The 22,696-nt window shown below is 67.8% G+C and carries 14 protein-coding genes and 2 pseudogenes; 10 read left to right on the forward strand and 6 right to left on the reverse strand.

All coding sequences use genetic code 11. The annotated features are described in order from the left end of the window. Nucleotides 1–179: 179 nt before the first annotated feature. The 3 genes from ribH to thiL all read left to right on the forward strand — a co-directional run bounded on the left by ribH (nt 180) and on the right by thiL (nt 2,263). Nucleotides 180–647 carry a 6,7-dimethyl-8-ribityllumazine synthase gene (ribH, locus tag ABIA71_RS11045; RefSeq protein WP_038690522.1) on the forward strand — a complete coding sequence of 156 codons (468 nt, stop codon included), beginning with the start codon at nt 180–182 and terminating at the stop codon, nt 645–647. Then, on the forward strand, nt 644–1,123 hold the full coding sequence (nusB, locus tag ABIA71_RS11050) for a transcription antitermination factor NusB (protein WP_038690521.1): 480 nt from the start codon (nt 644–646) through the stop codon (nt 1,121–1,123). The genes ribH and nusB overlap by 4 nt, the downstream gene beginning before the upstream one ends. A gap of 174 nt (nt 1,124–1,297) precedes the next feature. Continuing rightward, nucleotides 1,298–2,263, forward strand: a complete 966-nt coding sequence (gene thiL, locus ABIA71_RS11055; RefSeq protein WP_354285236.1) for a thiamine-phosphate kinase — start codon at nt 1,298–1,300, stop codon at nt 2,261–2,263. A 396-nt stretch (nt 2,264–2,659) separates the two neighbouring features. Here thiL and ABIA71_RS11060 read toward each other — a convergent pair whose 3' ends face one another. After that, nucleotides 2,660–5,062 carry an autotransporter family protein gene (locus tag ABIA71_RS11060; protein ID WP_354285237.1) on the reverse strand — a complete coding sequence of 801 codons (2,403 nt, stop codon included), beginning with the start codon at nt 5,060–5,062 and terminating at the stop codon, nt 2,660–2,662. Nucleotides 5,063–5,418: 356 nt separating this feature from the next. On the opposite strand from ABIA71_RS11060, the gene ABIA71_RS11065 reads away from it, so the two are divergent. From ABIA71_RS11065 to ABIA71_RS11075, 3 genes and pseudogenes are all read left to right on the forward strand, one after another. Further along, the gene (locus ABIA71_RS11065) at nt 5,419–8,634 is read left to right on the forward strand and encodes an autotransporter family protein (RefSeq protein WP_502961234.1); all 3,216 of its coding nucleotides are present in this window, start codon (nt 5,419–5,421) and stop codon (nt 8,632–8,634) included. 255 nt (nt 8,635–8,889) lie between these two features. After that, nucleotides 8,890–9,729: pseudogene (locus ABIA71_RS11070) on the forward strand (autotransporter outer membrane beta-barrel domain-containing protein); the annotation flags it as partial. 664 nt (nt 9,730–10,393) lie between these two features. Then, a complete protein-coding gene (locus tag ABIA71_RS11075) occupies nt 10,394–12,274 on the forward strand; it encodes an autotransporter family protein (RefSeq protein WP_354285239.1) in 1,881 nt (626 codons plus the stop codon). A 163-nt stretch (nt 12,275–12,437) separates the two neighbouring features. Here the strand turns inward: ABIA71_RS11075 and ABIA71_RS11080 are convergent. Beyond that, nucleotides 12,438–12,862: pseudogene (locus tag ABIA71_RS11080) on the reverse strand (FAD-linked oxidase C-terminal domain-containing protein); the annotation flags it as partial. A 157-nt stretch (nt 12,863–13,019) separates the two neighbouring features. Here ABIA71_RS11080 and ABIA71_RS11085 point away from each other — a divergent pair. From ABIA71_RS11085 to ABIA71_RS11100, 4 genes are all read left to right on the forward strand, one after another. Further along, entirely contained in the window at nt 13,020–13,754 is a 735-nt protein-coding gene (locus ABIA71_RS11085) for a fimbrial biogenesis chaperone (protein WP_354285240.1), read from the forward strand. Nucleotides 13,755–13,867: 113 nt separating this feature from the next. Next, on the forward strand, nt 13,868–14,371 hold the full coding sequence (locus ABIA71_RS11090) for a CS1 type fimbrial major subunit (protein WP_354285241.1): 504 nt from the start codon (nt 13,868–13,870) through the stop codon (nt 14,369–14,371). 170 nt (nt 14,372–14,541) lie between these two features. Next, entirely contained in the window at nt 14,542–16,935 is a 2,394-nt protein-coding gene (locus ABIA71_RS11095) for a TcfC E-set like domain-containing protein (RefSeq protein ID WP_354285242.1), read from the forward strand. Between the two features lie 21 nt (nt 16,936–16,956). Further along, complete coding sequence (locus ABIA71_RS11100; RefSeq protein ID WP_354285243.1) at nt 16,957–18,168, forward strand: hypothetical protein; 1,212 nt, start codon at nt 16,957–16,959, stop codon at nt 18,166–18,168. Between the two features lie 116 nt (nt 18,169–18,284). On the opposite strand, the gene ABIA71_RS11105 is transcribed toward ABIA71_RS11100, so the two are convergent. The 4 genes from ABIA71_RS11105 to ABIA71_RS11120 all read right to left on the reverse strand — a co-directional run bounded on the left by ABIA71_RS11105 (nt 18,285) and on the right by ABIA71_RS11120 (nt 22,616). Continuing rightward, nucleotides 18,285–19,676 carry an FAD-binding oxidoreductase gene (locus ABIA71_RS11105; protein ID WP_354285244.1) on the reverse strand — a complete coding sequence of 464 codons (1,392 nt, stop codon included), beginning with the start codon at nt 19,674–19,676 and terminating at the stop codon, nt 18,285–18,287. After that, nucleotides 19,676–20,215, reverse strand: a complete 540-nt coding sequence (locus tag ABIA71_RS11110) for a metal-dependent hydrolase (protein WP_354285245.1) — start codon at nt 20,213–20,215, stop codon at nt 19,676–19,678. The genes ABIA71_RS11105 and ABIA71_RS11110 overlap by 1 nt, the downstream gene beginning before the upstream one ends. 305 nt (nt 20,216–20,520) lie before the next feature. Next, nucleotides 20,521–20,889 carry a YraN family protein gene (locus tag ABIA71_RS11115; protein ID WP_354285246.1) on the reverse strand — a complete coding sequence of 123 codons (369 nt, stop codon included), beginning with the start codon at nt 20,887–20,889 and terminating at the stop codon, nt 20,521–20,523. 5 nt (nt 20,890–20,894) lie between these two features. After that, nucleotides 20,895–22,616 (reverse strand): penicillin-binding protein activator, encoded by a 1,722-nt coding sequence (locus tag ABIA71_RS11120; RefSeq protein WP_354285247.1) that lies wholly within the window; start codon nt 22,614–22,616, stop codon nt 20,895–20,897. Between the last annotated feature and the right edge of the window lie 80 nt (nt 22,617–22,696).

Below are 22,696 nucleotides of genomic sequence, written 5' to 3' on the forward strand. Positions count from 1 at the left end.
GCGCCGGGCTCTGCCCGGCTGTCCACAACACCCCGTAGCGCCGGGCTCTGCCCGGCTGTCCCACAGCCACGGCGCACCGCCAGCCGGGCAGAGCCCGGCGCTACGACTGGGCAGCCCTTGTCCGGCGTAACTGGCCCGCCCGCGTTAAACTAGTCAACCTTTTGGACCCCACGCCGAACATGAGCCACTACGAAGGCGACCTCCGTACTCCGGAAAAGGCCCGTTTTGCCATCCTCGCCAGCCGCTGGAATGCCCGCATCACCGACGTGCTGGTGGCTGGCGCGCGGCAGAGCCTGGCCGGCAACGGCATCGACGAAGCCGCCATCGACGTGATCCGTGTGCCCGGCGCATGGGAACTGCCGCTGGTCGCCGCCCGCCTGGCCGCCGCGCATGAACATGCCGCGATCATCGCCCTGGGCTGTGTGATCCGCGGCGACACCCGCCACTACGAACACGTGGCCGATGGCTGCGCCGAAGGCCTGATGCGCGTGCAGCTGGATTTCGGCGTGCCGGTGCTCAATGGCGTGCTCGCCGTGGAACGCGCCGAGGATGCCGAGGCCCGTGCCGGTGGCAGCCATGGCAACAAGGGTGAGGAAGCCGCACTGACGGCGTTGGAAATGGTCAATCTTCTGGAGCAGTTGCCGTGAACAAGTCGAACCCGGGCAAGCCCTCCGGTAAACCCGTCCGCCGTGATGGCATCGACCCCGTGCTGCGCTCGCGCGCGCGCCGTCGTGCCCTGCAGGCGATCTATGCGTGGCAGATTTCCGGTGGCAACGCGCAGACCGTGATTGCCCAGTTTGCCCACGAGCAGGCACGTGAAATCGCCGATCTGGCCTACTTTGAAGCGCTGATCCACGGCGTGCTGGACAACCGCAAGGACCTGGACGAGGCGCTCACCCCGTACCTGGACCGCAGCATCGACGAAGTGGACGCCATCGAACGCGCCGCGCTGCGCGTGGCCGCCTTCGAAATGCGCTACCGCCTGGACGTGCCGTACCGCGTGGTGATCAACGAGGCCATCGAGTCGGCCAAGCGCTTCGGTTCCGAGCACGGCCACACCTACGTCAACGGCGTGCTGGATCGCGCGGCGGTCGAGTGGCGCAAGGTCGAATCCGGTCACTGACCGACCTGCGGTAGTGCCGGCCGCTGGCCGGCAGCTGCCCGAATGTCGAGGGTGCCGGCCAGCGGCCGGCACTACCGCTTACCGCGCGCCGCGCGGCACGTACAACTGCCCGCCGCGCAGGACGCACCATCGCCCACCGCGCGCTGCGCGGCACGCACAACCGCGGGAGCGCCCATGTCCCTTGCCGAATTCGCCCTGATCGACCGCATCCGTGCCCGCACCGCCGAGCGCGACGACGTGGTGCTCGGCATCGGCGATGACGCCGCGCTGCTGCAGCCGCGGCCGAACGAACAGCTGGTGGTCACCGCCGACACCCTCAACGCCGGCGTGCATTTCCCGGCCGAGACCATGCCCTTCGACATCGGCTGGAAGACCCTGGCGGTCAACCTGTCCGACCTGGCCGCCATGGGCGCACGCCCGGCGTGGTGCACGCTGGCGCTGTCGCTGCCCGACGCGCACCCGGACTGGATCGAATCGTTCGCCGATGGCTTCTTCGCGCTGGCCGACGAACACGCCATCGCGTTGATCGGCGGCGACACCACGCGGGGCCCGCTGTCGCTCTCGGTCACGGCGATGGGGCAGGTGGCACGCGGCCAGGCGCTGCGCCGCGACCGCGCCCAGGTGGGCGATGACATCTGGGTCAGTGGCACGCTCGGCGACGCCGCCGGCGCCCTGCAACTGTGGCAGCGCGGCGAGTTGAACATCGCCACCGCCACCGTGCTGGGTGATTACGAAGCGCTGCGGCAGCGACTGCTGCGGCCCACCCCGCGGGTAACCCTGGGGCTGCGCCTGCGCGCGTTCGCGCATGCCGCCGTGGATGTCTCCGACGGCCTGCTGGCCGACTTGGGTCACATCACCACGCGCAGTGGCGTGGGCGCCGAAGTGGATGCCGATGCACTGCCGCTGTCACCGGCCCTGCGTGCGGTGCTCGGTCGCGATGCCGCGCGTGGCTGCGCCCTGCGCGGCGGCGACGATTACGAACTGTGCTTCACCGCCGCCGCCGACCAGCGCGACGCGCTGCATGCCGTGGCCGAATCGCTGCGGCTGCCGCTCACCCGCATCGGCCGCATCGTCGAAGGGCAGGGCGTGCAGTGCGAAGGCGAAACCGGCCCCGGCGGCTACCAGCACTTCGCGGCGTGAGCCGCCGGGCAGAGCCCGGCTCTACGTAGCCACACGCCACCGGTAGTGCCGGCCGCTGGCCGGCTCCCGACCAACCCCGCCGCCAACCCGCAACACCCGGTAGTGCCGGCCGCTGGCCGGCTCCCGACCAACCCCGCCGCCAACCCGCAACACCCGGTAGTGCCGGCCGCTGGCCGGCTCCCGACCAACCCCGCCGCTGGCCAGCATCACCCGGTAGTGCCGGCCGCTGGCCGGCTCCCGACCAACCCGCCGCCAACCCGCATCACCCGGTAGTGCCGGCCGCTGGCCGGCTCCCGACCAACCCGCCGCCAACCCGCAACACCCGGTAGTGCCGGCCGCTGGCCGGCTCCCGACCACGCAAACCGGCGCCGGCCATCATCCGGCGCCGTTCCACTATCACCACCTGTAAGCAACGCTCACGTTCGCGGTAGCTTCGCGATACCCGTGGTCACCGCGCATCACGCCCAGTCCGCCCCAACCACTCAGCCCGGAGCGGAAGTCCACCCGTCCCCCCGCACTGACCTCATAGCGGTTGCGCGGCACGCTGGCTTGCAGCACATCTTCATCGAACGCCATGCCGTTGCTGCTGCCATCGCGGTACCAGTTCACCGCCAGGTACGGACTCACCGCCGCGCCCACTGTGGCGCGCGACTCGCCCTGCAGGCGCAGACCCAGGCGGCCCGACAACCCGTCATCGCCCACGCTGCGCACGACCGTGCCATTGTGCTCTTCATGCCGGTCGGTGGTGGCGTCGGTGTACACCAGCTGCAGCTCCGGCTGCAGGCGCAACGCGGTGTTGCCGATCTGCCCGATGCCGAAGCGGTAGCCCGCTTCCAGCGACGACTGCCAGATGTCCGAGTCGTAGCGTTCCTCGCCCAGGCCTTCGCCCTGCACGCGGTTGCGGAATTGCCCCCGCTGCACGCTGGCATCCACATACAGCGCGTCGGTGCTCCAGTTGCCGTACACGCCCAGCGCACCGCCTTCTACCTTGCCGCGCGCACTGTAGCCGGTCAGCTGCGAACGCGACTGCGCATCGGCCTGCCCGGCGGTGAACATTGCACCGACACGGCCGCGGCCGTTGTCGAACACGCCCACGTCGGCACCCAGCTGCAGGCGCGAGCGTTGTACGCGCAGGTCCAGCTGATCCTCAACGGCCGAGAGCGTGCTGTGCGTGCCGTCGACGCGCGCCCAGCCACGCACACCCTCGCCCGTTGCATCGCCACCCTGGCGATCACGCCAGCCATGACGCAGCAGCTGGTCCATGGCGAACTGGTTGGCCAGGTACGCCCCGGCTTCCGGGCGCAGGATGGGCGGCAGCGGGTCGACAGGATCCACGGGGTCGACCGGGTCGATCGGCTTGCACTCGGGCAGGCTCGGGTCCACCACGCACGGGTCCGGCGCGTTGGCCAGTTCCGAGCGCAGGTACCAGTTGCCATTGGCGTCCTTCACCAGGAAGTACTCGTACTGGCCACCCACGGCGCGGCCAACCAGGTCGAACTGCGCGTTGGAGGCACCGCCGATGTCGATCAGCTCGATACCGCGATCGGTCTTCGCACCGGTGCCACCCGCATTGAGCACGCGCACGTTGGCCTGGCCGTTGGCGTCGCCGGTGATCACCAGTTTGTCGGTGGCCGAGGTGTCATCACCCAGCTGCGTGTTGAATGCCAGCGTGCCGCCGTTGCCAGTGAAGGAATCTACGGTGAGGGTGTTGAAAGCAGTGCCGTCGCCCAACCCGATGGTGCCGGTGCTGCCCAGCGTCAGGCGGCTAACAGTGCTGTCACCGGTGAGCAGCCAGGTGCTGTCGCCATCAATGCTGGCCGACGTCACGCTGAGGAAGCGGCCGTCGATCTGCGCCTTGTTGCGCAGGATCACATCCAACGTGCCGTTGGTGGCAGAGGCAGGGTCGAAGGTGACGTTGCCGCGGAGTCGGGCGTTATCGACAGTGAAATCAACATCGGTGCGTTCGCTACGGGTGTAGTCGGCTCCCACCAGCAGCAGGTTGCCATCGCCACCGAGCAATTGGGCACCGTTGGCGACCGTGATCTCGTAGGTATTGTCCAATAGCGGCATCACCTGGATGGCCGCGCCGCTGCCGGATTGCAGGATGGAGTCATCGACATTCAACCGGATCACCCCGGTTGAATTGTCCACGCCCCACAGCATTGCGCCCACTCTCGCCGCGGTAACGATGGAGTTGTTTACGATGTCGACCGCGCCCACCTGCAGGCGTACGCCCAAACCGCTGCCTATCACCGACGGCAACCTGCGACCATCCTGCACATCGATGCGAGTGCCGTCGATTCGCGCATAAGAGGTGGCGCCGGTGGAGCCGCCGAGGTCGATCAGATCCACACCGATCGCTTTCCTTTGGGTCGGGTGCAGGTCGGCCGTGTGGACGGTGATGGTACTGCCGACCAGGTGGGCCGATGCCCCGTCGGTCCACAGAGTGACGCCGCCACCACTGAACCGGCTGTTGGTGGCCTCCAGCGAGGCGGTTCCATACAGAGTGATGGCACTCGGGGTGCTGCTTCCCACGCGAGTGACCTGTGCTCTGTCGAGCACGATCGTGGAAGTGTCACTGGCGCCGATCTCGTTGCTCTGCCCCCCCGTGACCGTCAGCCTCGAGCCGTTGATGAGACTCCAGGCCTCCACCGGATCGCCTGCCACGACCTCTGCGGTCTGGTTGTCCAGATTGCCGGCATGCACCATGCCGGCGGGTGCGATGGCCAATGCCAGCAACACGCCGACGACCAGCGGTCGCGGCAGGGGAAGGGGGGCGTCAGAGGCATGAATGCGCATGGAGGGTCCTTTGAAGTGGGAGCACTTGGAAACGAGGCCGCCCGCAGTCCGCCATTCAGCTACGTGGCATATAGACTTCGCTCGCGTGACGATGACGTGATCGACACGTGAGCTGGTGGAGTGGGGTACGGCTATGGAATGTTCGTTAGCAATCTTCCCCGTCAATGCCCGCAAGACCCATGCAACAAGTTGCAGCCTGACCCGATGGCCGTGCTGCTGTCAGTGGGGATTCAGCCAGACCGCGTCTGTCGGGCGAGGCGCGCGTCGATCGCGTACGAGCACGTTTGCAACAGATTGCATGGTGCGCATGTGGGCCGGTAACCGAGCATTCCAGCGGCATTCCACTGGAGACTCCCATGCAATTCCCCCTTCCCCATCGCAACGTCCTCGTTGTGGCGCTTACAACCGCGCTCGCCGCGCCAAGCCTTGCAACGGCGCAACAGGTCATCGCCGACGGTGACGCGCAGGTGCCGGCGGCAGGCCACTACGCCACGGTTGAACCGGTTACCCCTGGCGACACGTCCGGGTATGTGTTCTACGCGATCAATGGCGGATCCATCGTTCCTCGCGGCGAGGTCCATCTCCGCTCCGAGGGAAGCGGCGCAGCGGCTGCACGCGTAGAGGGTCCAGGAAGCCGTATTGAACTGGACGGTGGAACCATCACCACCTCGGGATACGGTGCAGCGGGCGTGTCGATTGCCAATGCGGGCACGGCCCTGCTGCAGGGCACGCGGATCCAGACGCAGGACGTGGCCAGTGCAGGCATCGATCTGGCTGGGGGAACACTGGCGGCCAGTAACGTACATATCACCACGCAGGGTGGGCTGTCGCACGGTGTCGCCGTGCGTGGGGGGAGTGTTGACCTGCGCGACAGCATGCTGGCAGTGAACGGCAGCAACTCCGATGGCATCCATGTTGGCGCCGGCACCCTGCTGGCCGAACGCGTGCAGATCGACCAGAACGCGAGCGGCAACGCAGTGCGGATCGAGCCTGGCAGTGCCGCGGTCACCCTGCGCACCGTTCAGATCAACGGCAACGCGGCAGGTGCCAACGGCATCCGCACCGGCCGGGGTAGCAGCGTGGTGCTGGAGGACGTGGATATCATGCTTGCCCACGAGCGCTCGGGTGAGGGGCTGAGCGTCGGCGGCGAGGTGGTGATGCGCGGCGGGCGCATCCATGCGACGGGCGAAGGCGCCAGCGTCGTAAGCATCACCCAGGGGGGGAATGGCACGCTCGATGGTGTGGACATCCGAGGGCGCCGCGGCATGTTCATGTGGGAGAACACCACACTGGACATGCGCAACAGCACACTGGCGTCGGGCAACACCGGTATCAACATCAACCAGTCCAACAGCACCGCCACCATCGCAGGCTCGCGCATCACCGCCGACACTGGCAACGGCATTCTGCTCCTGGGGGATTCCAGGCTGACCCTGACCGGCTCTAGGGTGACGACCCATGGCGCGCTGAGCCCGGCGGTCTCTCTTTCCCGGGGCCAGGCCACGCTGGACGACAGCGTGCTGCGGACTACCGGCGATAATGGCCACGCGTTGTACGCCGATGGCAACAACACCGCCTCGCCGGTCGCCCACGCTACCCGCGTCGACATCCTGACCACCGGCGCCGGCGCCGTGGGCGCCATCGCGCGCCAGGGCGGCAGTATCCACCTGGCAGATAGCGTCGTGCGTACCACGGGCGCCAACGCGCACGGCGTGTTGTCGGGTGGACGTGGCGAGATGACGCTCCGCAACACCCACGTACGTACCGAAGGCGACGGCGCGTGGGCGGCCGTGATCAACGGCAACGGTCGCATGCAGATCGACGGCGGCTCGCTGGTGAGTGCGCAGCACGGCGGCATGTGGCTGCGCAGCAGCCGCGATGCGGGACTGACACTGGGCAATGGTGCGCTGCTGGCAGGCGGCAACGGCACGGCCTTGGCGCTGGATGCCGCTGTGAGTGGCCGTTTCGACGTGCGGCTGGAGAACGCTGCGCAGATGCATGGCGATATCGTCATCAGCCCGGACGACCTGGACAACGGTCTGGTGCCGCAGTCGCAGGTGCAGGTTAGCCTGACCGGCGGCTCGCACTGGTGGGGCAGTACCGATCTCGCCGAGCGCATGGCGCTGGACGGCGGCAGCCAGTGGACGCTGCGCGGTGCTGCGACGGTGGGCGAACTGAGCCTGCGCGACAGCACGGTAGCGCTGTCCGATGGGGGTGCCACGGTGGGCAACACGCTCACCGTCGAGGGGGACCTGCATAGCGAGGGCGGGACATTCCTGCTCCACGGCGCACTGGCGGGCGATGACAGCGTGATCGATCGCCTGCACGTGCGCGGCGATACCAGCGGCGATGCAGCTATCCGTGTACAGAATGTCGGCGGCGTGGGGGCGCGTACGGAAGATGGCATCCCGCTCATCCAGGTGGATGGCGCGTCGCTGGCGCGCTTCAGGTTGTCAGGTCGCGCGGTAGGCGGCTCGTACGAGTACTTCCTGTTCCAGGGCGGGCTGGCGGATCCCAACGATGGAAACTGGTACCTGCGCTCGCAGTGGTTTGACCGCTGCCAGGAGAATCCGACGTATCCGGGCTGCATCACCGATCCGGACCCGGAAGAAGGCGGTGACGATGGCGGCATTCCCATCACGCCGCCGGGCCCGGTGCTGCGTCCGGAGAGCGGGGCGTACCTGGCCAACCAGTCCGCCGCCGTGGGCATGTTCCAGCACCGCCTGCACGACCGCGCTGGCGCGCCAGGGTTCGGCGAGGGGCGCGGTGCGTGGGCGCGCGTAGGACGCCAGCAGGCGGACTTCCAGGCCGTGGGCCGCCAGCTGACCGTGGACGGAAACACGTCGCTGCTGCAGGTGGGCAGTGATCTGTGGCAGCGCAACGGCACCACGCTGGGCGTGATGCTGGGCAGTGGCCGGGCGGACAGCACCGTGGTCTCGCGCCTCACCGGTTACACCGCCAAGGGTCGCGTCCGCGGCAACGCGATCGGCGCATACGCGACCTGGCTGCAACAACCCGGCCACGCCGAAGGCGCCTATCTGGATGCCAGCCTCCAGCATGGCCGCTTCGACAACCGCGTGGATGGCCTGGATCTGCCGCGGGAACAGTACGATGCCCGCGTGCTGAACACGTCGGTGGAAGGCGGTTACACCTTCAACGTCTGGCAGGGGCCGCACGCCAACCTTTACGTGCAGCCCCAGCTGCAGCTCTCGCACGTGGACTACCGGGCGGACCGGCACGTGGAGCGCAACGGCACGCGGATCGACAACGCCGACAGCGGCGGCGTCAGTGGCCGCCTCGGCGTGCGCGTGTTCGGCCATGACTTGCGTGCCGGCAACATCGTGCAGCCGTACATGGCGGTGAACTGGCTGCGCGGCACCCGCACCAGCACATTGGATTTCAACGGCGAAACGCTGGGGGCCGACATGCCACGCGACCGTTATGAAGTGCAGGCCGGCGCGGAGTTGAAGCTGGGCCAGCGCTGGTCGGCCTGGGGTGGGATGAGCCTGCAGCGCGGTGCCTACGATTACCGGAACGTCAGTGGTCAGCTGGGCATGCGGGTGCGCTGGTAAGACGCAGAAAGGCGCCGGGCAGTGCCCGGCTCTACGTAGCCCACACGCCACCGGTAGTGCCGGCCGCTGGCCGGCTCCCGACCACGCAAACCGGCGCCGGCCATCATCCGGCGCCGTTCCACTATCACCACCTGTAAGTAACGCTCACGTTCGCGGTCGCTTCGCGATACCCGTGGTCACCGCGCATCACGCCCAGCCCGCCCCAACCACTCAGCCCGGAGCGGAGGTCCACCCGGCCCCCCGCACTGACCTCATCGTATTGGCGCGGTGTCGCTACAGGACGGTCCAACTGCATGGGCGCGCGTGGGCCGCCAACAGGCGGATTTCAGCGCGGTCGGCGGTCAGCTGTCGGTGGATGGCAGTACGTCGGTACTGCAGATCGGCAGCGACGTGCTGCGTGGGGGTAGCGCGGCCTTTGGTGTGATGCTGGGCAGCGGCCGCACCGACAGCACGGTAGTGTCCGGGCTGACCGGCTACAGCGCCAAGGGTCGCGTTCGCGGTAACGCGGCAGGGGTGTACGGCACCTGGATGCAGGATGCCGACGGCACGCAGGGTGCCTACATCGATGCAACCCTGCAGTACGACCGTTTCGACAACCGGGTGCAGGGTATTGGCCTGGAGCCGGAGCACTACGATTCGCGCATGGCCAGTGCCTCGCTGGAGACCGGCCACACCTTCACTGTGTGGCAGGGCGCCGCCAGCGCGCTGTACGTGCAGCCGCAGCTGCAGCTGAGTTACGTCGACTTCCGTGCCGATCGCCATGTGGAAACCAACGGCACGGTGATCGACCACGCCGATGCCAGCGGACTGAGCGGGCGCCTGGGCGCGCGCGTGTTCGGCCATGGCACCGCAGCCGGTAACGTCGTGCAGCCTTACCTGGGCGTCAACTGGTTGCGTGGCAGCGGTACCAGCACGCTGCAGTTCAACGGTGAGACGCTGGGCGCGGAGGTACCGCGCAACCGGTATGAGGTACAGGCCGGCGCCGAGGTGAAGCTGGGCCAGCGCTGGGGCGCGTGGGGTGGCCTGAGCGTGCAGCGCGGCGAGCAGGGTTACCGGAACGTGTCCGCGCAGATGGGCGTGCGCTACGCCTGGTGAAACGGGACTGCAGGTGGCGCCGGCGAGGGGCCCGGCGCCACCCGCAGGCACCGGCCGCGTTGCTTACGGGTCCATCACTCTCTCACGCGACAGCATTAACAGATCCTAACTTTTTTGTCGCAATAGCCACTTTTACAACTAATTGAATGTGATCGATCAAGTACGACGGACACAGTAGCGGCCGTTACCACCGGACTGCGCACCTCCGCAGTTCGGCTGCCTGATCCATCAAACAGGAACCCTTTCCATGAATCCCATTCAGCACCGCCGATTGACCCTGGCCCTCATGGCCGCCCTCGCCACCGTGGCCCCCGCTGCCTTTGCCGGCGTGGTTCCGGTAGATGGTGAAGTGGTGTTGGGGCCGAGGGCGCCCGCCGAACGCTGGACGGTAAGAACGGGCGGCACGCTGATCGTGCAGCCGGGCGCGCAGGTCATCGACATTGCCATGCGGGAGGGCGGGACCCTGCTGATGGATGGCGCTACGGTCTCCAGTCCTGGCTCTGCGGCTGTAAACGTGTCTGGTACAGCCACCATCTCCAATTCATCCCTGACCAGCACCAGTCGTGAGGCCTTGCGGGTCGCAAATCTGGACCCTTCGTTACCAGGCAGGACGACCGCGGACGTCAGCGGCAGCACGATCCGATCCGAGTCCATGGCGGTGCTGATGGGTGCCCGCACGGACCTGGTGTTGTCCAATACCTCCGCAGTGGGGGGCGATCTTGGCATCCGCTCATTCGGTGGTCGTCTCAACATCCTCGGTGGAAGTCACATTCAGGGCGGTACCGCCGGCATTCAACTCCGTGTGGGTGACTACAGCATGGAAGTGCCAGGCGTGACGACCATTGATGGCTCCATCGTGGAAGGCCTTGTCGGCCCAGCCATCGAGGTAAGGGGAACATCCAGCGGCGGCGCTTCGGCCGAGGCACGCATTGCCGTGCGCAACGGCAGCCAGGTGATCGGCGGCAATGGCAACCTGCTGGAAGTGTCGACGACGGGTACTGACCTGCCCATCGCCCACTTCGACGTTCAATCCAGCGCTCTGCGCGGCAACATCGTGGTGGGCGACGATGGCAGCCAGGGCCACGTGACGTTGTCCAACGGCGGCAGCGTCACCGGTGCGTTCACCAACGTCACCAGCGCCACGCTGGACAACGGGGGCCACTGGCAGATGAGCGGCGACAGCAGCGTGGGCACGCTGGCGCTCAACGATGGCGGCACGCTGGCGCTGGGCGATGGTGGCACCTTCAATACGCTCAGCGTGGACACCTTCACCGGCAACGGCGGCACCGTGCTGTTCAACACCGTGCTAGGTGCGGATGGGTCCAACACCGACCTGCTGCACGTGCTGGGCGATACCAGCGGCACCGCCAAGGTGGCGGTCAACAACGTGGGCGGTGCCGGCGCGCAGACGGTGGATGGCATCGAGCTGATCCGCGTGGACGGCGCATCCAACGGCCAGTTCGATCTGGTCGGGCGCGCGGTGGGCGGGCAGTACGAGTACTTCCTGCACAAGGGCGGCGTGGCCGGTGGCGAAGGCAACTGGTACCTGCGCTCGCAGCTGCCGACCACGCCGGACCCGTGCGATGCCGATCCGACGCTGCCCGACTGCGGCGGCCCGGTAGTACCGGTGCTGCGCCCGGAAGGCGGTGCCTACCTGGCCAATCTGACTGCTTCGCAGGTGATGTTCCGCCTGGGCTACCACGACCGCCAGGCAGGCCAGAACGGTGGCCGCGGCTGGGCGCGGGTGGACGGTTCGCGCAGTGGCTTCGATGCGGTCAGCCGCCAGCTGGATGTGCAGGGCAACAGTCAGGCGCTGAGCGTGGGGGCGGACCTGCTGCGCAACGCGGACGGCAGCGCCTTCGGGGTCATGCTGTCCGCCGGAAACGCCGGCAGTACCTCCACCAATGCGCTGACCGGCTACTACGCGCGCGGCAAGGTGAAGGGCACCGCATTGGGTGTGTATGGCACTTGGCGTGCACCGCACGAGGATCCGTATGCAGGGTTCTATGTGGATGGTTCGCTGCAGCGTTCGCAGTTCCGCAACCGGGTGGAAGGCCTGGCCCTGACGCCGGAGCGCTATGACAGCAAGGCGTGGCAGGGCGCGGTGGAAGCGGGATATGCGGTGCGCGTGGGCGGTGCTGCCAACGGTGGGCTCTTCCTGGAGCCGCAGCTGCAGGTCGGGTACAACCGCTGGGATGATCTGCGCCACACCGAAGCAAACGGCACGATTGTGACCACGCGCGATGCCGATGGGTTGTTCGGCCGTGCGGGCGTGCGCCTTTCCGGTGTGACACGGTGGGGCACGAGCGCCGCGCAGGTGCAGCCGTATGTGGCTGCGCACTGGCTGCACCAGCGTGCGGCGTCGGGCGTGCTGATGGACGATGAGGCGGTGGACGCGCGCATTCCGCGCAGCCGTGGCGAGTTCAGTACCGGTGCGTCGCTGAAATTTGCCAATGGCGTGGGCGCGTGGGGTGGGCTGTCGTTGCAGCGTGCCTCGGGTTACCACCAGACCAGCGCCCAGGTGGGCCTGAGCTACAGCTGGTAAACCCTGTGGGGTCGGATCCCTTTGCGTTGCAAAGGGATCCGACCCCTTCTGCGGTCCGACTCATGCGGCTTGCGCTGCATATCCGCGTGCTCGGCCAACGCACGGCAGGCAAACGACAGCCCTTCGCGTGCGCCGGAGATGCGGTGTAGACCGCCACCCACCGCTAAGTCGGCGGCAGCACCTTGCCCGGGTTGAGGATGCCATCCGGATCCAGCGCGGCCTTGATCGCGCGCATCGCCGCCAGCGTTTCCGCAGTGAACGCCTTCGCCATCAAATCACGCATGGCCAGGCCGATGCCGTGTTCGCCCGACAGCGTGCCACCCAGCGCCAGCGTCAGCTCGAAGATCTTCGGCAGCGCGGCATGTGCACGCGCATTCTCGTCGGCGTCGTCCGGGTGGTAGAGGATGTTGACGTGCAGGTCGCCGTTGCCGGCATGGCCGAAGGTGACGATGGTGAGCGTGTACTCGCGCGCCAGCGCCTGTACGCCAGACACCAGGTTCGGCATGCGCGACACCGGCACCACCACGTCTTCATTGATCTTGCCGGGGCGATGCTGCGCAGCGCGGATGACAGCGCCCTGCGTGCGTCGTACCGCATCGGTCTGCATGGCAAGCTGGGGCTGTGGCAAGGGCCACGCTATCGGAATCATTGCATTCCCATGCCGCCTCTTTTCTTTGCAACAAGTTGCATGGTTTGAGATGTGAGTGTGCTGTGAAATATGCGCTTGCCTCCACGCAGGCTCGCCATGCAACGCGTCCTCTGTTTCCTTCTGCTGGCCCTTGTCGCCAGCACAGCCCATGCCAAAACTCCCCAGATCAATGTCGGTGTGCTGTTCGACTACCTGGAGCCCACCCGCAGCAACCTGCTCAAGCGCATCCGCAACACCGGTGACGCGACGGCCTACGTGCGCGTGGAAGTGACCCAGATGCATTTCGATGCGGAAGGAAAGGCCAGTGAAACGCCGGTCGATGGCGCGGCGCTGGTGCGCAACGCCCCCACCGCACACGGTGTCATCGCCAGTCCAAGCCGGCTCATCATCGCCGGCAACGGCCAACAGGCCACACGCCTGCTCTATCGGGGTGAACGCGATGTGGAGCGCTATTATCGGCTGCGCTTCATCCCGGTCGCACCCGACGCCGAAGAATTCTCACTCAGCGAAGAACAGGCGAGGGAAGCGGCTGAGCTCAGCGCGTCGATCCGCATGTTCACCGGCTACGGCACGATCCTGTTCATCGCGCCGGAGGACGCGCGCTACGACACCCGCCTGCAGGATGATCGTGTGTACAACCACGGCAATGCCACCGTGGTGCTGGACAACCTGCGCCAGTGCGAGCGCGCCAGCCCGGACACCTGCACGCCCGGCATCATCGTTCACGTCCGGCCGGGGCGCTCCTACGCGCTGCAACTGCCTGACGGCCAGTTCCTCCGCTACGACCTGAAGGAGGGCGACAGCCAGCGCAGCATCGATTCGCGCCGCTGATCGTTCTGTTCCTCGCTCCGTTTACTGCCCCATCGGGTCCGCCAGGCACCCGCGGGGAGGCTGTGTCTGTGTCCTGGCGTCCCGTATCCATCCACTCTTCCTGGAGCAACTCCATGTCTCTGAAAAAGTACGCGTTGGCTGCCGCCGCAGCCGCGCTCCTGGCCCCGGCGCTCAGCCAGGCCGCGATCGAAACCAAGTCGATCACCGTCAACGTAACGGCCGACGTACCCAACGTCGCCGGCCTGCAGGTGTCCACGCCCGACGGCTGGGAAGGCCTGCCGCAGAACCTGCCGTGGGATACCGCGCGCCAGGCGCTGGGTGAGCTGACCGGTCGTGTCATCAACGTCAAGTCGCCGGCGGCCATCACCGCTTACCTGTCGGCCCCGGCACAGATGGCGTCGGCTGCGGATGTCGTGAACCTGGTGGTGAAGCTGGACAACGTGATCGTGCCGGCCACGGCCGCCGCGAAGATCACCGTCGCCAACGCGGCACAGGCGGCGGCTGGCAGGTCGCTGGCCTTCGCCATCGCCCCGACGGTGCCGGCCGATGGCTACAAGCAGGGCAGCTATGGCGGCCAGTTCCACATGATCTTTGAAAGCGATATCGCCGATCCCTGAGCCCTGTTGGTGCTCCCTGCCGCATCCATCGATGCGGCAGGGAGGCCGGAGAACCCACCATGTTTCCCAGGCTCCCCTGCGCATGCTTGCCTCTGGCACGGTTGACCGTCGCCATCGGGGTCGTGGTCCTTGCGGCGTCTTCGCAGGCCGCGGGTCTGGCGCTGGGTGAGTTGCCCAGTCTTCTGGAACAGCGCGAGCGCATGCCGGCGGAGTTTCGCGAGCATCTGTTCGGCAACCCACTGACCGTGCGCGTGGAGCTCGACGGGCAGTACCTGGGCGATGCCGAGGTGCTGCTGCATGAAGACAACCGCATGCAGCTGATCGGCTTTGGCGAAAGCCATGACAGCCCCTGGCCGCAGACCGAACGCGCGCGCTGGGCCGAGCAGCTGTCCGAGCCGATGGCGCTGGGCGTATGCAGCCCGCACTGCCGCGGCCTGGCAGCACTGCACTACAGCCTGGCCAATTCATTGCTCACCCTGCTGACCCCTGCGGGGACACAGCAGCAAAGCCGCCATATCGCACTGCCTGCGCACGGCAGCCACGGCCTGATCGTGCGCAACAGCCTGGCCGTGTATGCCGGACAGGATCAACCTACCAGTGCGCGCTACAGCGCCGAGCTGAATGGAAGTATCGGCCATTGGAGTACGGTTGGCAGCTACCAGTACTCTGCGCAGCCGGATCGCACCGAGCACTACCTGAGCGCGCTGTACGCACAGCGCGAACTGGGTGACCACTTCGTGCGTGCCGGTTACTTCCTGCCCACGTTCGAAGGCATCATCCGCCAGCCGCGCGCCCCTGGCACGGAGAACGACACGGCACTGGGGCTGATGCTGGGTTCGTCCGATGTGCTGTTGGCCGACACCCGCAGCGCCAGCGCCTACCCGGTGTATGTCACCGCCAGCCGTGAGGGTGTGGTTGAGATCCTTCGTGATGGCAACCTGCTGTCCACCCAGGCAGTCACGCCGGGTATCCAGGAAGTCGATACGCGGCGCTTGCCCGGCGGCATCTACGACGTGGAACTGCGTGTGCTTGAAGAGGGCCGCGAGGTGTCGCGCGAAACGGCGTCCATCCACAAGCCCAGCCGCTGGCGCGATCCAACCCGACGCTGGCGCTACAGCGTATTCGCCGGCCAGCAGCGTGGGCTGCTTGACAGTGGCAGCTCACCCCAGGAAGGCAGGAACGCCGCAGGCGCCGTAGTCAACTACCTGCTGCACCCGCGCGCGGTGGCCGGCGCTACCGTGCAGCAGATCGGCCAGCGCCGTGCCACGGGGCTGTCGATGGACTGGCAGGCCAGCGATCACTTCAGTACCTACACCAACTTCTACACCTCCAGCGACGCCGGACGCGGCGTCGATCTGCAGGCGCTGTACCGCTATCGCGGCGGATCGGTGGTAGCCAACCACGCGCGCAGCTGGGCCGAGCAGCGGCAGCGGGTAGTGCCGGGCGCGGGTGCAGCGCCACGTTGGGAGACCCGGAGCGGTTGGCAGGACACGTCGGCAGTATCCATCACCCACCGTTTCAGCCACCGTGACAATGCCAGCCTGCGCGTTGCACGCAGTTCGGGCTTTTCCCGCGGCACCGGCATCGACGTCTCGTACGGTCGTCGTGAAACCCTGTTCGGCAAGCATGACGCGAACTGGCGGGTCTCGGCCTATGATCGCCCCGGCGGCCGGCACACACAGTATCGCCGCCAGCGCGGGATCGATCTGACCCTCAGCGTGTCGCTGGGCAGCGATCGCCGCAGCTACAGCGGCAGCCTGGGCAGCCGCACCGGCGAAGGCGGACGGCGCGACACCTACGTGACTGCAGCGGCCACGCAACGCGTGGAAGGGACGTTGCTGCAGAGCGTGAACGGCACGATCAGCGCCGAGCGTGGTGGTGTCGGGGCCGGTGCTGGCGCCTATCTGCAGAGCCCGTTGCTGGAGGGCGACGTGCAGGTATACCGCGCTGCCGACGGTGGCAGGTTCAGCGGCACTGCAAATCTCGACAGTACGCTGGTGCTGGGGGGAGGGCATGCCGCGGTGCTCGGCCAAGGCCGCAGCGGCAGCGTGGATACCGGCGTCATTGTCGATGTGCGCAGCGACTACCCGGATGTCGCGATCCGCGCCGATGACCATCGCGGCGGTGGCGTCGTGCTCCGGCCGGGCCGTAATTTCGTACCCACCACTGCCTATCGCGCGGGCCACATCCAGTTCGATTTCGATGGCCGCCACGCCCCCGCGGCAGCCCTGCAGCCGGCCACGTTCAGCTACCACCTCAACAGGGGTGGGGTCATGTACACCACGGTAGATGTGCTGCGCACCTTCACCGTGATGGGTCAGGTGCTCGATGCCGACGGCAACGGCGTACGTGGGGTGCAGGTGATCAACCACGCGGGCCGCAGTGTCAGCCAGGAGGAGGGCTTCTTCACCCTGGAACTGAGTGCGCGTGCACCGGTGGTGGAACTGCGCTACCCGAATCTGGTCAGCTGCGTGCTGACCATGGAAGAAGGGCAGCATCCCCGGGAGGGGGATGTGCTGATGGTGGGCGGCATTGGCTGCCCGAGTCCGTTGGCGGGCCCGTGAACCAATTCCCGAGGAAATCCCGTGACTGCTGATGAACGTTCCATCGCCGACGCCGGCGCGTGTTGGCCCATCGCGTGGATGCTGGCGCTGATGATGGGGGTACTGGCGCCCACGCAGGCGGCGGAGTTGAACATCACCGCCGAGTTCCGTCCCTCGGTACTGGACCCCATGCATAACCGGTTCGTCAACACGACGCCACAGTCCGGCTACTGCGCACAGCATGCAAGCTTGTGCAGGCCTGGTGATTTCACGATCGACACCGGGCTGAATGTCGACCAGAGGCGCCTGTTCGGTGGCGGCGACGATCCTCGCGAAAAGTGGTACCTGGCCGTCGATGGAAACTGGCGGGATGTGATCGTCCGCAATGCGAACAATCATGAGCTCAACGCGCGGATCCGCGTGTTCCTGGTTGGCATGCAGTGGGGCTTGCCGACTGACGGTAGTGCGCCGGGTGCCAATGGCGCTTCAAGCGGTGGCTGTCGGGGGCGACTCGGTGTCGGCTCAGGCTCTTTGTATCGCTATGCCTGGGACGTCGCGGACGCAAATGTCGTCTGCGTCCGTTCACCGAGAGCGGCGACTGACCGGGTCGCGCGGTACTTGAGCTTCTCCATCGGCTACCACCTTGAAACACCCAACCCGCTGCAGGCCCAGGACGGTCAGTACACCGGCAGCGTCACCTATACGGTGGGCAATGGGCAGCAGATCGATCTGGGCCAGGGCGATTACTCCGATTCGGAGCTGACGTTGCAGTTGCTGCTGAACGTCGCCCATGACTTCAAGGTGAGCTTTCCTGCTGAATCGCCGCGCGTACAGTTGGCACCAGAGGGCGGGTGGTCGCGGTGGATCGACCACGGGCTGCCGCCCGCGCGCCTGCGCCAGGAACTGCCCTTCCATCTGACGACCTCGATGGACTTCAGCATGAAGCTGCGCTGCGAACATGCGGCTGGTGACCGTTGCGGCATCCGCAACCCCGCCGACGACGTGGTGGTGCCGGTGGATGTGGACGTGACCCTTCCCGGCATGACGAACCTGCGTGACGGCCGCCCTGCGCAGTACACGCCGCTGCTGTCGGACGATGGACAGGCGCCGCGCTTCAGCCCGGATGGCTACTTGATGCAGCGGCGTTCTACGCTGCGCTTCACCGCCGACGGTGAGGCAGTGACGGAGATGCTGCGGATGCCCGGTTCCCACTGGTCCGGTGACATGACGGTCGTGTTTGATGCCAACCCCTGAGCGCAACAAGCGTCCGGTGCAGCTGGGTCACGGCGTCCACGGCAGGCGTTATCGACGAGGCTGATGGGTGCAGCCGGCGCCGCGGTGTGTCTACAGGCGCGCACCAACGCAGGACCTTAGGCCGGCGGCAGCACCTTGCCCGGATTGAGAATCCCATCCGGGTCCAGCGCGGCCTTGATCGCACGCATCGCCGCCAGCGTTTCGCGGGTGAACGCCTGCGCCATGAAGTCGCGCTTGGCCAGGCCAATCCCATGCTCGCCCGACAGCGTGCCGCCCAACGCCAGCGTCAGTTCGAAGATTTTCGGCAGCGCGGCATGCGCGCGTGCGTTCTCGTCGGCGTCGTCCGGGTGGTAGAGGATGTTGACATGCAGGTTGCCGTTGCCGGCATGGCCGAAGGTGACGATGGTCAACGTGTAGTCGCGTGCAAGCGCCTGCACGCCAGACACCAGGTCCGGAATGCGCGACACCGGCACCACGACGTCTTCGTTGATCTTGCCCGGCGCGATGCTGCGCAGCGCGGGCGACAGCGCCTTGCGCGCGGCCCACAGTTTTTCGCGCGCGGCCCCTTCCATGGCCACGTCCAGCGCGATCATGCCGTCACCCTCGGCAGCAGCAGCCAGCGCCTGCAGCAGGTAGGGCAGGGTGTCGTGGTCGCCATCGGCTTCGACCAGCAGCATCGCGCCGGCCTCGGGCACCTCGGCACCATTGCCACGCAGCAGTTCAAGGCTGCGCGCGTCCATGAACTCCAATCGCGTCGGGACCACCGGCTGCGACATCAGGCGTGACACAGCCGCGGCGGCGGCATCGGCATCGCGGTACAGCACGCGCAGGCCGGCCTGGCTGACCGGCAGCGGAGTCAGCTTCAGTGTGGCTTCCACGATCAGCGCCAGGGTGCCTTCGCTGCCGACCAGCAGGTGGGTGAGGTCGTAGCCGGTGGCGTCCTTGGTGTAGGCGCCGCCGCACTGGATCAGGTCGCCCGCGCCGGTCACCGCCACCAGGCCCAGCACGTTGTCGCGGCTGGTGCCGTACTTCACCGCGCGCGGGCCACCGGCGTTGCAGGCCAGGTTGCCGCCGATGCTGCAGATGTCCGCACTGGACGGGTCCGGTGCCCAGAACAGGCCGTGCGGCATCAGTGCCTGCTGCAGGTCGCCGTTGAGCACGCCCGGTTCGACCACCGCGCACCGGTTGCCGGGCTGGATGTCGAGGATGCGCGCCATGCGCGCGAACGACAGCACGATGCTGCCGTTGACCGGCACGGCCGCGCCGGTGGTGCCGGTGCCGGCGCCGCGCGCCACCAGCGCCACGTGGTGCGCGCGGCACGCACGCACCAGCGCCACCACCTGGTCGCGGTCACGCGGGAAGGCCACGCCGAGCGGCAGCTGGCTGCGCCAGGAGTTGTCCTGCGCGTGGGCGGCGAGGGCCGCGTCATCGGTGCGCCAGCCGTCGTCGCCCAGCAGCGCATGCACGGTGGACAGGAATTCGGTTGGCAGGAGGGGGGCAGTCGACATCAGGGATTCCGGGGGCTCGCAGGGGCGCGTTGGATCAGCCGCCAGCCGATCACGGCGGCGGCCAGCGGCAGCCATACCCAACGCAGTTCAGAGAAGATGGTGGCCAGTCCGCGGGCGCTGAAGAACTGCCCGGCGAACGGCGACACGCGGATCGGGCGCCACGGCGCGAACAGGCGCTCGCCACTCCACGGCCACCACAGTGCCACCCCGAGCCCGCCCGAGGTGAGTGCGTCCAGCAGCGGGTGCGAGAGCGCGCTGATGCCCACGAATGCGGCGGCCTGCACGGCGGTGGCGCGCAGGCGCGTGCGTAGCAGCGCGGCCAGCACCGCCAGCAGCGCGGCGAACAGGATCGAGTGACTGGCGCCGCGATGGCCAAAACTGTCGGCGTAGGGGATGTGCAGCGCGAAGGCGAGCACATCGGCGTCGGGCAGCATCGCCGCCACCACGCCAGCGGCCAGCAGCCGGGCAGAGATGCGGCCGCGATCGGACGCGCACCATAGCGCCAGCGGTATCGCCGCATGGGTGAACACACTAGGCATGCGCCACGACTCCGGCCGCCGGCGGGCTCAACGCCATCTCGAACCGCCCACAGCCCACCGCCCCGTAGCGCCGGGCTCTGCCCGGCTGCGCGACATCCCACAATCACCCATATCCCACCGCCCCGTAGCGCCGGGCTCTGCCCGGCTGCGCGACATCCCCCAATCACCCATATCCCACCGCCCCGTAGCGCCGGGCTCTGCCCGGCTGCACGACATTCCCCAATCACCCATATCCCAGCGCCCCGTAGCGCCGGGCTCTGCCCGGCTGCACGACATTCCCCAATCACCCACATCCGGCCGATCCATCAGCAATCCTCCAGCCGGAACGCATCGCGCAGCCAGTTCAACTGCGGCGGTTCGCCCCAGGCGTCGATCACATCGAATCGGCACGGCTGCGCCGCCAGGGCGGGGTGGGACGCGAGGAACAACTGCGCGGCCATCACCAGCTTGCGCCGCTTGCGCAGGTCCACCGATGCCGCACCGCCGCCAAACCCGGCGCTGGCGCGGTAGCGCACTTCCACGAACACGGTGGTGTCACCGTCGCGCATGACCAGGTCCAGTTCGCCGCCGCGGTAGCGCGCATTGGCGCTGATCGGTTGCAGGCCGGCGGTGCGCAGGTACGCCTGCGCGGCGGCTTCCACCGCCGCGCCACGCTGTGCCCGCGCGGTTGGCATGCCGCTTAGTTGGCGCTGGCGATCGGCGTCGGCCGGCCGCCGCTGAAGGTCGACCATGCCGGCACGCGCAGCACGTTGCCGTTGCTGTCCAGGAACAGCGTGCCGGTTGCCCCGGACAGGCCGCCTTCGTTGGCCATCTTGTCCAGGTAGGCGCTGATCTTCCACGCATCGAAACCAAACGCGAACAGGCGGCCGGAGGCGCCGCGTGCGCTGGGCAGGATCTGCCCGGCGGTGCTGGCCGACGGCAGGCCCGGCACGCCGCGCACGTTCCATGCTTCGTTGGGGTACACGATGCCATCCAGGGCCATGTCTTCCTCGGCCTTGCCGGCACCCACGGTGAGCTGCGAGGTGCCCACGCGGGTGGCGCCACCGGCACCGGCCAGCGCCAGCTGCGGGGCCAGCGCGCGCGCCTGCGGTGCCTTCACCGCCAGCAGCACGCCGTCGACGGCACCGGCTGCGCGGATCTGCGCATCGATGTTGCCCACGGTCTCGCCCACGCCGATGCTGGCCACCACCTGGCCGCCGCGCTGGGCAAAGCGCTCGCGGAACGCGGCGGCGGCACGGCGGCCGTTGTCGTCATTGCTGTGCACCACCAGCACCTTGCTGCGCTCGCGCCCACGCAGGTACTCGGCGGCGATGATGCCGTCATCTTCCGGGGCCAGCGAGAAACCGGCGCTGCCGGCCGGCGGGCTGCCCTTGCCGCGGTTCAGTGCCAGCACCGGCACCGGCAGCTGGGCGCGGCCGAACACGGCGTCCACTTCGTCGCGGCCGAGCGGGCCGACCACGAAATCGGCACCGGCATTGACCGCCTTGTCGTAGGCGGCCACGGCACCGGCGGCGGTGCCGGCGGTGTCGATGAACTGGATGTCGGGACGGCGGCGGGTTTCACCGTAGTAGCCACTAAGCAGGCCATCGCGCACCGGCTGCGCGGCCGTGGCCAGGCGGCCGCTGAGCGGCAGCAGCACGGCCATCTTCACCGGCGGACGGTAACCGTCGCTCATTGCCGGCGGACGCTTGCTGGTGTCGAACTGCAGCGCCTGCTCGCGATCGAACGGACGCGGCAGCGGCAGGCCGCGCGCGATCAGGGCGCGGCCGGCGAAGTTGTACAGCGGCTCGTTGGCCGGCAGCGCGGCGGCGCGGGCGCGCAGGGTGGCATCGTCGAGCGTGCCGAGCAGGCCGGCGATGGCCTGCTGGTTTTCAATGCGGGCCTGGCCGGTGAGCGCGGCGTGCGCACGGGCGCGTTCCTGCGCGGCGCCGACGACGTCGCCACTGGCCTGCAGGGCACTGGCGCGGGCCAGCTGCCAGCGGGTGCGCAGCTGCGGGGCGACGGTGTCGGACGATTCCTTCAGCAGGGCCAGTGCCTGCGCCGGCTGCTTGTCGGCCAGGGCCAGTTCGGCACTGGTGAGGTGGTAGCGCTGCAGGCTGGCGCCGTTGAGCTGGCGCGGGGTGATCTGGGCCAGCAGGCTGCGCGCGCGGGCGTTGTCGCCGGCTTCGTGCCAGGCAAACGCGGCATCGGCCAGTGCACCGGCACGCGCGCCGCCCTTGAGCGTGTTGGCCAGCGCTTCCAGCTGCACGGCCGCATCGCGTGGCTTGCCTTGATCGATCAATGCCAGCGCCTGGGCCTGGGCCGGCGATTCGGGCGCGCTGGTCAGGCTCGTCGTGGCGCAGCCGGCAAGCAGCAGCAGCGACAACGACAGGGCGGAGATCCGTGCGACGGGCTTGTTCATGATCAGGTCCATTCGATGGGGGCAGCGGCCAGGGCCGGGGAACGGTACGATTCTACCCTTGACCCATGAGTGACGTTGCG

It is taken from the genome of Stenotrophomonas sp. 2619, from assembly GCF_040548725.1.
In the GTDB taxonomy this organism is placed as follows: domain Bacteria; phylum Pseudomonadota; class Gammaproteobacteria; order Xanthomonadales; family Xanthomonadaceae; genus Stenotrophomonas; species Stenotrophomonas maltophilia_AP.